11 protein-coding genes and 4 pseudogenes are annotated in these 13,148 nt (G+C 62.5%); 12 read left to right on the top strand and 3 right to left on the bottom strand.

Features of this window, described 5'->3' with window-relative positions; all coding sequences use genetic code 11:
* Window positions 1-355: 355 nt before the first annotated feature.
* The 4 genes and pseudogenes from leuA (at window position 356) to HB778_RS06980 (ending at window position 5,896) form a co-directional block, all read left to right on the top strand.
* Window positions 356-2,095, top strand: coding sequence for a 2-isopropylmalate synthase (gene leuA / locus HB778_RS06965; RefSeq protein ID WP_183462564.1), 1,740 nt, complete (start codon window positions 356-358; stop codon window positions 2,093-2,095).
* 265 nt (window positions 2,096-2,360) lie between these two features.
* A pseudogene (locus tag HB778_RS06970) lies at window positions 2,361-4,128 on the top strand (tetratricopeptide repeat protein).
* A gap of 239 nt (window positions 4,129-4,367) precedes the next feature.
* Window positions 4,368-5,172, top strand: a pseudogene (locus HB778_RS06975) (alpha/beta fold hydrolase).
* 109 nt (window positions 5,173-5,281) lie between these two features.
* The gene (locus tag HB778_RS06980) at window positions 5,282-5,896 is read left to right on the top strand and encodes a hypothetical protein (RefSeq protein ID WP_183462566.1); all 615 of its coding nucleotides are present in this window, start codon (window positions 5,282-5,284) and stop codon (window positions 5,894-5,896) included.
* Here the strand turns inward: HB778_RS06980 and HB778_RS06985 are convergent.
* Window positions 5,880-6,809 carry a metallophosphoesterase family protein gene (locus HB778_RS06985; protein WP_183465027.1) on the bottom strand — a complete coding sequence of 310 codons (930 nt, stop codon included), beginning with the start codon at window positions 6,807-6,809 and terminating at the stop codon, window positions 5,880-5,882. The two genes, HB778_RS06980 and HB778_RS06985, sit on opposite strands and share 17 nt — an antisense overlap.
* 53 nt (window positions 6,810-6,862) lie before the next feature.
* Here HB778_RS06985 and HB778_RS06990 point away from each other — a divergent pair, with 53 nt between their 5' ends.
* The 3 genes and pseudogenes from HB778_RS06990 (at window position 6,863) to HB778_RS41345 (ending at window position 7,905) form a co-directional block, all read left to right on the top strand.
* Window positions 6,863-7,360 carry an NUDIX domain-containing protein gene (locus HB778_RS06990; RefSeq protein WP_183462568.1) on the top strand — a complete coding sequence of 166 codons (498 nt, stop codon included), beginning with the start codon at window positions 6,863-6,865 and terminating at the stop codon, window positions 7,358-7,360.
* A gap of 129 nt (window positions 7,361-7,489) precedes the next feature.
* Window positions 7,490-7,609 (top strand): annotated as a pseudogene (locus HB778_RS43415) (hypothetical protein); the annotation flags it as partial.
* A 125-nt stretch (window positions 7,610-7,734) separates the two neighbouring features.
* Window positions 7,735-7,905 carry a hypothetical protein gene (locus HB778_RS41345; RefSeq protein ID WP_183462572.1) on the top strand — a complete coding sequence of 57 codons (171 nt, stop codon included), beginning with the start codon at window positions 7,735-7,737 and terminating at the stop codon, window positions 7,903-7,905.
* Window positions 7,906-7,935: 30 nt separating this feature from the next.
* Here the strand turns inward: HB778_RS41345 and HB778_RS07005 are convergent, their stop codons facing one another.
* Entirely contained in the window at window positions 7,936-8,919 is a 984-nt protein-coding gene (locus HB778_RS07005) for a glutathione S-transferase family protein (RefSeq protein ID WP_183462574.1), read from the bottom strand.
* Window positions 8,920-9,193: 274 nt separating this feature from the next.
* Between HB778_RS07005 and HB778_RS07010 the strand changes: the two genes are divergently transcribed.
* From HB778_RS07010 to HB778_RS07030, 5 genes and pseudogenes are all read left to right on the top strand, one after another.
* A complete protein-coding gene (locus tag HB778_RS07010; RefSeq protein ID WP_183462576.1) occupies window positions 9,194-9,718 on the top strand; it encodes a GNAT family N-acetyltransferase in 525 nt (174 codons plus the stop codon).
* A gap of 116 nt (window positions 9,719-9,834) precedes the next feature.
* Window positions 9,835-10,597 (top strand): annotated as a pseudogene (locus HB778_RS07015) (3-hydroxyacyl-CoA dehydrogenase).
* A gap of 130 nt (window positions 10,598-10,727) precedes the next feature.
* A complete protein-coding gene (locus HB778_RS07020) occupies window positions 10,728-11,510 on the top strand; it encodes a HugZ family protein (RefSeq protein WP_183462578.1) in 783 nt (260 codons plus the stop codon).
* A gap of 155 nt (window positions 11,511-11,665) precedes the next feature.
* On the top strand, window positions 11,666-12,010 hold the full coding sequence (locus HB778_RS07025) for an ArsR/SmtB family transcription factor (RefSeq protein ID WP_027047319.1): 345 nt from the start codon (window positions 11,666-11,668) through the stop codon (window positions 12,008-12,010).
* Between the two features lie 94 nt (window positions 12,011-12,104).
* Window positions 12,105-12,899: a TrmH family RNA methyltransferase gene (locus HB778_RS07030; protein ID WP_183462580.1), complete on the top strand. Its 795-nt coding sequence runs from the start codon at window positions 12,105-12,107 to the stop codon at window positions 12,897-12,899.
* On the opposite strand, the gene HB778_RS07035 is transcribed toward HB778_RS07030, so the two are convergent.
* Window positions 12,867-13,145, bottom strand: coding sequence for a hypothetical protein (locus HB778_RS07035; RefSeq protein ID WP_183462581.1), 279 nt, complete (start codon window positions 13,143-13,145; stop codon window positions 12,867-12,869). The genes HB778_RS07030 and HB778_RS07035 overlap by 33 nt on opposite strands.
* Window positions 13,146-13,148 lie beyond the last annotated feature (3 nt).

Here is a 13,148-nt window from a genome sequence, read left to right on the forward strand (position 1 = left end):
GGAAGAGCTTCCGCGTCAGGGATAATGTTCAACAGATTCAGCCCCCGCTTGCCTCGCACAAGCTGCTCCTGTATGAGAACCGGCATGAACACGCGCGCCGCCACCGCTACCCGTCAGACCGGTTTTTCCGGCGAGACCGTGCGCGCGCTTGCCTCGATCCTGCTTCTTCTCGGCCTTATCGGCGATCGCCGGGTTCGCTGAAGGAGCGCCCGGCGGTCGAACCGCCGCGCAAGCGCATGCTCCTTGGCCAGTCTCAAAATTGGCAGTCACATCAAGCGAACGAAAATCTGGTAAAGGCGCCACTCGCCAGCAATCCGTCCGAGACGGATCCGGGGGCCGCCGGGAGAACAAGACGATGAACGCACGAGAACAAATCCGCCCTGCGGTAGCCGGCAAGGATGTGGAACCGACGCGGGGCATGCCCGATGCGGCCCGCAAATACCAACCCTACCCGACCGTCGGCCTCACTGACCGCACCTGGCCCAACAAGGTCATCGACAAGGCGCCGATCTGGTGTTCGGTCGACCTGCGCGACGGCAACCAGGCGCTGATCGACCCGATGGGCCATGAGCGCAAGGCGCGCATGTTCGGCCTGCTGCTCGACATGGGCTTCAAGGAGATCGAGATCGGCTTCCCCTCGGCCTCGCAGACCGATTTCGACTTCGCCCGCTGGTGCATCGAGGAAGGCAACGTCCCCGCCGATGTCTCGCTGCAGGTGCTGGTGCAGTGCCGGCCCGAGCTGATCACCCGCACCTTCGAGGCGCTGAAGGGCGCCACCAACCCGATCGTGCATTTCTACAATTCGACCAGCGAATTGCAGCGCCGCGTCGTCTTCGAAAAGGATGTCGGCGGCATCAAGCGCATCGCCACCGACGCGGCCAAGATGATCACCGACATGGCGGCCAAGGCTGGCGGCGGCTATCGCTTCGAATATTCGCCGGAGAGCTTCACCGGCACCGAACTCGAAGTCGCGCTGGAGATCTGCAACGCGGTCACTGAGATCGTCAAGCCGACATCAGACAACAAGCTGATCATCAACCTGCCGTCGACGGTCGAGATGTCGACCCCTAACATCTATGCCGACCGCATCGAGTGGATGTGCCGCAATCTCGACAACCGCGAGAACCTGATCATTTCGCTGCACCCGCACAATGACCGCGGCACCGGCATTGCCACCACCGAACTCGGCCTGATGGCGGGCGCCGACCGCGTCGAAGGCACGCTGTTCGGCAATGGCGAGCGCACCGGCAATGTCGACATCGTCACGCTGGCGCTCAACATGTACACGCAAGGTGTCGATCCGGGCATCGACTGCTCTGACATCAACCGGATGAAGGACGTCTACGAATACTCGAACCAGCTGAAGATCCCCGAGCGCCACCCCTATGTCGGCGAACTCGTCTACACCGCCTTTTCCGGCTCGCACCAGGACGCCATCAACAAGGGCATGAAGGCTCTGAAGAAGGCCAACACCAGCCTGTGGGAAGTGCCCTATCTGCCGATCGACCCGGCCGATGTCGGCCGCAGCTACGAGGCGATCATCCGCATCAACTCGCAGTCGGGCAAAGGTGGCATCGCCTATGTGCTGCAGGCCGATTACGGCCTCAATCTGCCGCGCAACCTGCAGATCGAGTTCAGCCAGGCAATCCAGGCGATCACCGACGCCGAAGGCAAGGAAGTGCCGGCCAAGCGCATCTATGAGCGCTTCCTCGAAACCTATGTCGACCAGCCGGGCGCGCGCCTGAAATTCCTCGACCACCACACCTATCCGGACACCGAGGTCAAGGGCCGGCGCGTGGTCGAGGCGGTCATCCTCGACAACGGCAAGGAAGTGACCATATCAGGCACCGGCACCGGCCCGATCGACGGTTTCGTCGACGCGCTGTCGCGCCATGTCGGCGTCGAGATGTCGGTGCTCGATTATTCCGAACACTCGATGCAGCGCGGCTCGAACGCCTCGGCCATTTCCTATGTCGAAATGGAATATCCCGGTGGCAAGCTGTTCGGCGCCGGCATCAACACCAACATCGTCGCCGCTTCGCTGGAAGCGGTGACTTCGGCCGCCAACCGTATCGTCGGCCGCAAGGCGCGGTAGCGTTTACCTGTGATTGGCTGATTGGCGCGAGAGACCTGAACGGCTCTCGCGCCGGTCATTTCTTCAAGCCAAAACAGGCTCTTGGCCTCGAATGGCTGATGCCGGCGGCTGCACGCTCCTCCAGCAGCCGACATTAGCCGCGCCATTAACCACCGGAAAATTATCCGGTGAGGTACGCGATCGCATAATGGGTGCATACTTGTGTGGTGGTGCGAGCCCTATATGATCGCATCTCAACCTGTGCCGACTTCGAGAGGCTCGACACTTGCAGCATGCCACGCCTGCCGCCCCCGCAGTGCGCGAGACACTGGAGCGACTGCTTGCCAGCGAGACGTTCGGACGGTCCGAGCGCGCGCGCAAACTGATCCGTTATCTCGTCGAACGCGAACAGGCCGGCGAAGCCGACAGGCTCAAGGGCTTTTCCATCGCCATGGATGTCTTCGGCAAGGACGGCGATTTCGATCCGTCGACCGATGCCGTGGTGCGGGTGCAGGCAGGCAGGCTGCGCGAGCTGCTGCAGCAGTATTTCGCCAATGAAGGCATCGCCGAGCCCGTCCGCATCGCCATTCCGCGCGGCGGCTACGTGCCGGCCTATGAGCTCAACGCGATCCGTTTGCCGGAAGCAGCCAAACCCGCGGAACAGACGGAAGCGGCAGCGGCTCCATCCGAGCCCGCCGACAATGCCATTCCAGCCGCTGCGTTGCTGGCGCCGGCGGCAGCCCCCCGTGCCCTCGGTGGCGCGCCATCTCGGGTTCTTCTGGATGGCGATCGCCGTGGTCATCGCCATGCTCGGCGTCCTGATCCTGCGTCAAGGCAGCGGTGCGCTGCTGGCCGGCGGCGACGTGCCGGCCACGCTCGAGACCGCCGGCCTGACCAGCAACATCGCACTATCGGCGATGGCAGAAGCCCTGCCGCTCGTCTACATTGACATCAAGGCCGACGGTGCTGACGCGAGCCGCGTCGCCGCGTCGCTGCGCGCCGGCCTGAGCGGCTTCGATACGATCGACTTCATCGGTCGCGACACCATCAACAGGCACGATGCCGCCAACGACGCCTCCAGCTTCATATTCGACATTCTACCTGGTCCGAACGCGGGCGATATCACGATCGAACTGCAAAGCGTGGCGTCCGGACGAGTGCTTCTTTCACGCAATCTCACCCCGGCCGACAGCGCCCCTGCTGCTGTCGAGGACCGTGTTGCCGACATGCTGAGCTCGGCACTTCCCGCCTCGGGCACGATCTACAATTATATCGAGCAGACCGGCACGCCAAACGGCCTGACCCAATGCCTGCTGCTCAACGACAAATATTATCTCGACCAGAATGCCAAAACCCATGAGGCCGCCTATCGCTGCCTCGAGACGTTGGCCAATTCCGGGGCAAAATCCTCGCTCGTCTATTCGGAACTTGCTTCTCTACAAGTTGAGGCGGTCTCCGATCACTATGCCTACCCGCCCAATGCGACGATCGAAAAGGCCGTCGAGTTTGCTCACCGCGGCGTGCAGATGGGACCGACCAGTCCTTATGCGCATCGCGCCTACGGCTATGTCAGCTCGCGCCTCGGCAATACGGACGAAGCGATCCGCTGGATGCGCAAGGCCTATGAACTCAATTCCTATGATCTCGGCATGGCCGCCGCTTACGGCTATGGGCTGATCTTCGCTGGCCGATACGCGGAGGGAACGCCGATCCTTGCCCATGCGGCCGAGACCTTCAGCGGTCACTCGACATGGTGGGACTACGGACTGTTCGTTGGTGATTTCATGCTGGGCGACATGAACAAGGCCATAGCGGCCAGCATGGCATTGAGAACGACGGCAACGAAATCGCATTATCTGGCAGCGCGTCTGATCGGCGCCAAGGCTGCCGGACAGGACCAGCTGGTGACCACACTGCTCGACGAGTTGAACACCAAGTTCCCTAAATTTGCCGCCGATCCGCGCGCGACCTTCGTCGAGCGAAAATATCCGGCCGATCTGACCGAGCGGCTGGTCGGCGCCTTACGCGCCGCCGGACTTGGCAACGCCAGCTGAAGTTCAACAGTCTCCGACCATTTGGACCAATGGAATTGTTGGGCGTTCGCGCGCGTAGAACAAAGCACCAATCGGGCTGATTTGCCGGCTTTGCCAGACGAACCCGTTGAATTACATGCTCGCGCCCGCGAATAATCGCGAAAATTTTACTGGCTATGGCGCTGGACGAAGAGCAATCCAGCCGCATTTGGTGCCCGGTCCCGCGCTTTTCTCAGTCCCGCAACAAGCCCCCAGCTTTCATGATTTCATCGCTCTATGCCGCCGAGCAAGGTGCTGGTTCGAAGACCATCGTTCTGCTGCATGGTTTCGGCGGCTGCCACGATGTCTGGCGCGAGGTGATCGTCTCGCTCGCCGCTTCCGCGCGTACCCTTGCATACGACTTGCCGGGACATGGCATGTCGCTCGACTTTCCCGGTGCCGGGCCTGCTAAGGTCGCGGCAAGGGCCGTTCTTGCCGACCTTGAGGCCCGCAGGGTCAAACGCATCCATCTCGTTGGCCATTCGATGGGCGGAGCGGTAGCGACCTTGATGGCTCTGGCCGAGCCTGAGAAAGTGGCTTCGCTGACCTTGCTGGCGCCTGGCGGTTTTGGCCCGGAGATCAACGGCCCCCCTGCTGCGCCGCTATGCCAGGGCACTGGATCTTGCCGAGGTGCGTGTCTGCCTTGACGCGATGTCAGGCCCCGCCAGCACGCCTTCGCCACGCGTCGCCGATGTGCTGTTCCAAATGCGCAAGCGGCCCGGGCAACTGGAAAAACTTGTCGAGATCGCCGCCGCCATGACCAGGGACGACCGGCAAGGCGTCATCCCGCGCGACCTGCTGGACAGGCTGACCATGCCGGTGATGGTGGTGTGGGGCAGTGATGACGCGGTGCTGCCCTTCACCCAGGCGGATGACCTGCCGGCACGCTTTCATGTGCATCACGTGCTGGAGGCCGGTCATATGCTGATCGAGGAAGCGCCCGACCTGATCGCCAGCATCATCCAGCGCAACATGAACCGCCGCGCCAGGCCCGTTCGCGCGAAACTCGCCGCGGCGACCGGCTGAGTTCCCTCCAACGCACCATACCCAGCGCCACGGCCCGTCTATCTCGCCAGTGCATTTTGCCGGCGGCTGTGTTAACCCCGTGTTAACCAAACCCGCGAGGCAGACGCCGATGAAGGACGCAGGCGAAAAGATCGATCCGTCAAGGAAACTGTCCGATGCCATCCGTGATGTGAAGAATGCCTTCGCCGACCGCGACGATGTCGTCATCGACATGCGCGAGGCGCATCGCATGCGCCTCGATCTCCTGGCCGCCGAGCTTGCACCCGTCTTTGCTGACGTGCCCGCCGACATGGATAATTTCGACTTCGTCGTGTCCGCTGGGCTGCAGCCGCGCCTGTGGATCGATGCCGTCAGTCATGTCGCGATGGGGCGCGACCGCCGCACCTACCGCTTCCTCAAGGACACCCGCATCGGCCGTGTGGTGCTTGCTGAATCGACCGAGATGAAACCGGTTGTCGATTCCGTGACGCGCTATGTCGCCGAACGCGTCGTCGAGCGCCAGAGGATGATGGAAGGCGGGGTCGAACCGGCCGTCGCCGGCATGAAGCGCGCCGAAGTGGCGGAAGCCGAACCGCCGCTGCGGTCGATGGCGCGCAGCAAGGGCTGGTCAACTTTCCTGTCCGGTCTTGGCGTGATCGCCGCCGGCGCCCTGGTCGGCCTGGCGGTGTCGGTCGCCCTGTTCTGGGACCGTATCGTGGCGATGGGGCTCAGCCTGCGGCCATAGCGGCTGGCTGCTCCGCGCCAATCTCCAGCGTCTGCAGGTCGGCAGGCGGAATAGCCGGCCCGGTCAGGCCGCGTCGCGTCAGGCGGATGCGCCAGTGGCCCTTTTCGCCATCGATGTCGAACAGATTGTACTGTGCAGCCGGATGCTTGCCGCCCGGCGCCTGGCCGGCAGCGGCGACGCCAACCGCCGGAATCCGGACCGCCCGGGTACCGATGAAAAACAGCGACGGCAGATGCGAATGGCCGTGCAGGACAAGCTCCGCGCCATGGCGGCGGATGATCTTGTGGAAGCGTGAGATGCCGAACAGCCGCTTGTGTTGCGAGACGGCGCCGCGCACCGGCGGATGGTGGATCATGATCGCGCGAAACAGGCCTTGCCCGCCGGTGTCGCGCAGGATCTTGCCGAGCCGCTCGGCCTGCCCTTCCATGAAGAAACCATTGGCCATGAAGGGTGCCGTGGCGCGCGCCGTCGAGACGCCGATCAGCGCGATATTGCCGCGCACGCGCAGATAGGGAAATGCGTTGCGGTCGACCGGTGTGTTGACGCCGTCGCCGCTCATCCAGGCCGCCCATGACCGGCAGACCTTGTCGAAAGCGCCTGGCACATAGGCGTCGTGGTTTCCCGGAACGACGGAAACGTCGTGCGGCGATCCCAGCGTCTCCAGCCAGTGCTTGGCCATCTCGATTTCGCCGTCGAGCGCCAGATTGACCAGGTCGCCGGTGACGGCGAGATGGTCGGGGTTCTGCGCCTTGATGTCGGCCGTGATGGCGTCAATGACGGCATCATGCATGTGGCGGCGGCGGTTGCGCTGCCAGTTGACGTAGCCGAGCACGCGCTTGGAGGCGAGATCGCGATAGGATACATCGGGGAGCGGCCCCAGATGGACATCGGAAATATGCGCGAGCCTGAACATGTTTCTTTCATAGGCGACGCGCACGCGGCTTTCCACCCACGGTTTCGCTAACGATGACGAACGATCCCGAAACCGCTTTCCGCCAGACCGGCTGGCCGGGGTTGCGGGCCAGATTGTTTCACCTCTATTTCGTGCTGCGGCGGCCAATGACGCTCGGCGTGCGCGGCCTCGTCCACGACACGGCGACCAATTCCGTCTTCCTGATCCGCCACACCTATGTGCCGGGCTGGCAGCTTCCCGGCGGCGGCGTCGAAGTCGGCGAAACGCTGGCCGAAGCGCTGGCACGCGAACTCGCCGAGGAAGGCAACATCGCGCTGACCGCCGCTGCGGTGTTGAAGTCGATGCATTTCAACCGTCGCTCCAGCCGGCGCGACCATGTCGGCTTTTACGTCATTGAGCATTTCAGCCAGACAGCGCCGAAGCAGCCGGACCATGAGATCGCCGAGGCCGGTTTCTTCCCGCTCGATCGCTTGCCCAGGGACACGACGCCAGCAACACTGCGGCGGATCGCCGAGGTTTTTGGGGACGAACCCGCGTCGCCCTATTGGTAAGCTTGCCTTAGCTGTTTAAAAGGTTCCGGGCTGTATTGATCAAGAAAATACACGGGGGGCGATTCCATGGATGTCGAGCAAGTAAAATCGGTAAGCGTTTGGCCCTATGTCGGCTTTTACAGTCTTATGATGGTAGGCTTGACCGCCGTGTTTATCGGCATCGCAATGATGTTTTCCTCGCTGCCGGACAGTTTCGGCCATGCGAGCGGCTTCGCCATCACGTTCGGGTCGACCTCTTTCACCTCTTACAAATTCGTCAAGAGGAACCTTCGGCTTTTCAATCGAGACGAATATTGGAAGATAACGCTTTTTCGTCTTTGGCCTCGTGCCTGCTTTCACTGGTGTTCCTTGGCCTTGCTGTCGCGGGCGGAGCCATGCCGGGAAGCGATACCATCCCTGCTCTCGGCTGGGTTTTCATCCTGCTGGTTGCCGGGCTTGTCGTCTTTGGCATCAACGCCTGGGGCTATTCCAGCCGCATGGGCAAGAATTTCCTGAAAGCGGAGCTTGCCAGACAGGCGCGCATCAACGCCGAGACCTTCCGGTAAGGTCTCGGCGATTTGCAGCCATCGGCGATTTCAGATCGCGAACCTTGCCCGGTCATGCGGCGCGCCATAGTCGAGTTCCGGCCCGACAGGCACGATCCGCGTTGGGTTGATCGTCTCGTGGCTGGCGTAGTAATGCGCCTTGATGTGATGCAGGTTCACGGTCGCGGCGACACCAGGCACCTGGTAGAGGTCGCGCAAATAGTTCGACAGGTTCGGATAGTCGGCGATGCGGCGCAGATTGCATTTGAAATGGCCGACATATACCGGATCGAAGCGCACCAGCGTGGTGAACAGCCGCCAGTCGGCCTCGGTGATGCGGTCGCCGACGAGATAGCGCTGTTTTGACAGCCGCTCCTCCAGCGTATCCAGCGCCGCGAACAATTCACCGAACGCTTCCTCATAGGCGCGCTGCGTGGTGGCAAAGCCGGCACGGTAGACGCCGTTGTTGACCGCGGGATAGACCAGCGCGTTGATGCGGTCGATCTCAGTGCGCAGGTCCTGCGGATAAAAGTCGAGGCTTGCATCGCCCCATGCGTCGAACGCCGAGTTGAGCATCCGGATGATCTCGGAAGACTCGTTGGAAACGATCGTCTGCTCCTTCTTGTCCCACAGCACCGGCACCGTCACCCGGCCGGAATAGGCGGGATCGGCCTTGGCATAGATCTGGTGGAGGAAATCGAGGCCGTAAAGCGCGTCGCCCGTGGCGCCGTCCTCGACCAGGAATGTCCAGCCATTGGCGCCCATGAAATGATGCACGACCGAGACGGAGATGATGTCTTTCAGTCTCTTCAGCGCGCGAAAAATCAGCGTCCGGTGTGCCCACGGACAGGCAAGCGAGACATAGAGGTGATAGCGCCCGGGTTCGGCCTTGAAGCCGCGTGTGCGGCCTTCGGCCGGCGCCCCGTCAACGGTGACCCAGTCCCGCCATTGCGACTGCGTCCTCACGAACCTGCCGCCGCTGTCCGCCGTATCATACCAGCGGTCCTGCCACCTGCCCTCGACCAGCAATCCCATGCAAATCTCCTTGCGTCCTCACCTCCAATGTAGGCGCAAGCTTGCCCTGTCGAAGACGTCAGGCGCTGAACAGACCGTCACTTGACGGAGACGGCGGACATATCAGGCCAATTGCAGCGGCCGAAAATTGATGCTAGCGGACACTCCGCATGTTCGACTTTGCTTTGATCCGGTTTGACCGACGACGAAAGAGCGCCCGCGCTTGATGAAGCGCTGACTGGCGAATGCTGCCGTTTGCAGCAAACCTTTCCTCCTTTACCGGAACGCAAAGACCATGAGCCTTGCCGACGTGAAATACCTGCCGGAAACTCCGGCGCACGACCCTGAAATCGAAGCCATCAACGACGAGGCCTTCGGGCCCGGCCGTTTCGTGCTGGCCGCCTACAAGATCCGCGAAGCCGGCGGCCACGAGCGGGCGCTGTCCTTTGTCGCGGTTGACGGCGATATCGTCGTCGCCTCGGTGCGCATGACCCGCATCGCCGCCGGCGCCGGCCGCGCGCTGATGCTCGGGCCGCTTGCCGTGCGGCCGGCGTTCAAGAATCTGGGCATCGGCCGCCGGCTGGTGGCGATCGCATTGGAAGCGGCCGTCAAGGCCGGTGCGCCCGCCGTCATATTGGTCGGCGACGAGCCCTATTACGGGCCGCTCGGCTTCAAGCGCATCCCGCGTGGCCAGATCTCGATGCCGCGCCCTGTCGATCTCGACCGCCTTTTGTCGCATGAGATCACGCCGGGCGCGGTTGCCAGGCTCACCGGCGAGGTCGGTCATGCCAGCCAGGCCAGGATCGCCGAGCACGCCTAGAGCAATTTCAGGAAAAGCGTGAAACGGTTTTCCGTCCGGAATTGCTTTAGGCGACGACTTGACCTTGGCCGTCGATCCGGGCCTGATCCGTCCCTGTTTTCATAGGAAAGGACGCCATGAACCCGAACGGCCAGATCGCGATCGTCACCGGCGGCGGCTCAGGCCTTGGCGAGGCAACGGCGCGTGCCCTTGCCGCCAAAGGGGGCCCGCGTCGCCATCTTCGATGTCGGCATCGACCGCGCCGCCAAGGTCGCGGCCGAAATCGGCGGCATTGCCGTGCAATGCGACGTCAGCAGCGCCGACAGTGGCGCCGCCGCCGTCGCCGAAGCGGCGAGCAAGCTGGGCGAGCCGCGCATCCTGGTCAATTGCGCCGGCATCGCCATTGGCGTGAAGACGGTCGGCAAGGATGGTCCCCATCCGCTCGATCAATACCGCAAGGTGATCGAGGTCAATCTGATCGGCACCTTCAACATGATCCGCCTCGTCGCCGACCGCGCCGCCAAGCTCGAGCCGCTGCAGGGCGGCGAGCGTGGCGTCATTGTCAACACAGCTTCGGTCGCCGCCTATGACGGCCAGATCGGCCAGGCTGCCTACTCCGCCTCTAAGGGCGGCGTCGTCGGCATGACACTGCCGGTGGCGCGTGATCTTGCCCGTTCCGGCATCCGTGTCTGCACCATCGCACCCGGCATCTTCAAAACGCCGATGATGGCCGGCATGCCGCAGGACGTGCAGGATTCACTGGGCGCCGCGGTGCCCTTCCCGTCCCGCCTCGGCGAACCATCCGAATATGCAGCACTTGCCCTGCACATCGTCGAAAACCAGATGCTGAACGGCGAGACCATCCGCCTCGATGGCGCCATCCGCATGGCGCCGAAATAGCGCTGGCCGACCTCTGTCGGAAGGACCGATCTGCCTGCAGGGCCAAGGTAAGGAAGGAAGCGGATCAGGCGATCTTGCCAAATCCGACCTGCAGCGCCGATAAGCGAATGAAATTGTGGCGAGCGTTTTGATGAAGCAAAATCAAAATAAGGACGTGATCCGCGAGACCGACGCGGAGGCGATCCGGTTGGCGAAAACGCTTCTGCGCAGCGCTCGCTTCGGCGCGCTGGCGGTGCTGGAGCCGCAGACCGGGTCGCCGCTGGCAAGCCGGGTGGGCGTCGCCACCGACATCGACGGCGCGCTGCTGATCCTGGTTTCGATGCTCTCGGCGCACACGCCCGCCATGCTTGCCGATCCGCGCTGTTCCCTGCTGCTCGGCGAGCCGGGCAAGGGCGACCCGCTGGCGCATCCACGCCTGACGCTGATCTGCCAGGCATTGCTGCTCGAGCGTGGCTCCGACGCGCATGCTCGCGCCGAGCGCCGCTATCTCAATCGCAATCCCAAGGCGAGCCTCTATGCCGGGCTCGGCGACTTCTCGATCTTTCGCCTCGAGCCGCAGCGCGCCAGCCTCAATGGCGGCTTCGGCAAGGCCTATCTGCTCGATCGCGCCGATCTCGTCACCAGCGGGCCCATCGTCGAAGAGCTTGCGGCGAGTGAACAATCCGCTGTCGAGCACATGAACGCGGATCATCTTGACGCGATCGCCGTCTATGCGCATCATTTTGCCGGGGCATCTGGTGACGGCTGGAGCATCGCCGGTTTGGACGCCGACGGCATGGATCTGGTGTCGAGAGACAATGTTTGCCGGGTATTCTTCCCGCAACCCCTGGTAGCAGCAGGAGAGTTGAGACCCGCTCTGGTCGATATGGCTAGGCGCGGTCGGGCTGCCAAGCAGGCAAATAATGAAACTTAATTGCATTTGATCAAAAGCAACACTTGAGATTTGAAAGAAATGTTCTACCCTTCAGAGACGGCGCTGACTCGTCAGGGGCCTATCACAAGTGAATTTATGGATTCAGGCACCATTGCCCCCATGGCGCCTCGATGAGCAAACAGCATGGGGCATTCATGGTCTCGACAAAGCTAATAGCCAACGCAGAATCGGCTGCCGAATTTCTGATGCTGATGGGCAACGAAAAACGGTTGTTGATCATGAGCTATCTGATCGACGGTGAAATGTCGGTCGGCGCTATCGCCGACAAGGTGATGCTCAGCCAATCCGCGCTCTCCCAGCATCTGGCCAAGCTGCGGGCGCTCGACCTCGTGGAAACCCGCCGCGATCGCCAGATGATCTATTACTCCTGCAAATCCGATGCGGTGCGCGAACTGCTTGTCGTGCTGGATGGTATTTTCGGCACCGGCAAGGAGGACCTGTCCCAGATGGCACAGAGATTGCGCCGCGCCGGGACTTGACCGGACGCTCCTGCGGCCGCTTACCTCTTCCGGAGCGTGGCTCGTGCGTTTCTCCCGACGCACGAACCGCGCTTTCGATTTTTGAGCGCAGGATATGGACCCAATTCGCATCGACGACCCCCGGGATTCACGCGTCGCCGCCTATCTTGATATCCGCGAACGCGATCTCGCCGGCCGGCAAGGCCGTTTCGTCGCCGAAGGCAAGGTGGTGCTTGACCTGCTTCTGTCGTCCGGCCGCTTCGGCGCCGAATCCATTCTTGTTCTGGAAAACCGGCTCAGCGGTCTGAACGACATCCTGCACAAGGCGCCCGCGGACCTGCCGGTCTACGTCGTCACCACAACGGTGATGGACGCGATCGCCGGCTTCCACATGCATCGCGGCATCCTGGCCATCGGCCGTAAGGAGACGCCGCAAGCGGCCGGGCCATTGCTGGATGCCTTGCCAGTTCGAGCCTTGGTCGTGGTGCTCGTCGGCATCGCCAACCACGACAATATGGGCGCGATCTTCCGCAATGCCGCCGCCTTCGACGCCGGTGCGGTGCTGATGGACGCGACATGCTGCGACCCGCTTTACCGCAAGGCGATCCGCGTTTCGGTCGGCGCCGCGCTCAAGATCCCATTTGCGACCTTTACCGACACCGCTGGCTTTACCGCGATGCTCGCCGAACGGGGTTTTGCGCAATTCGCCCTGTCGCCGCGCGGACGAACCGATATTCGCGATGCAAGGCCGGCCGAACGCCTGGCGCTCTATCTCGGCACCGAGGGCGAAGGCCTGCCCGAAAGCCTGCTTGCGCGCCTGCAAACCGTGCGGATCACCATGTCGAAAGGTTTTGACAGCCTGAACGTCGCCGCGGCATCAGCTATCGCGCTGCACCATTTTTCGCGCTGACGGATATCGCGCCAAAACCAGTGCCGGTTTGGGAACAGGGATGACACGGCTTGTGCCGATCTCGCTCGGTACGACATCCATCCTGAACGGATCCATCTCATCGGCCAGCGGTATTGGGGCGCCGGTGGACTTTGATCGCGCTTCCCGGGCTCTTTCCACAGTGCTGAACAACTCCATTACAGCATCAAGCAGTGCAAACAGCACCGGGTGGAAGTACCAGAGGCCCAAAAGGGCGATTGCCAGCATGGT

It is taken from the genome of Mesorhizobium huakuii (assembly GCF_014189455.1).
Lineage (GTDB): Bacteria > Pseudomonadota > Alphaproteobacteria > Rhizobiales > Rhizobiaceae > Mesorhizobium > Mesorhizobium huakuii_A.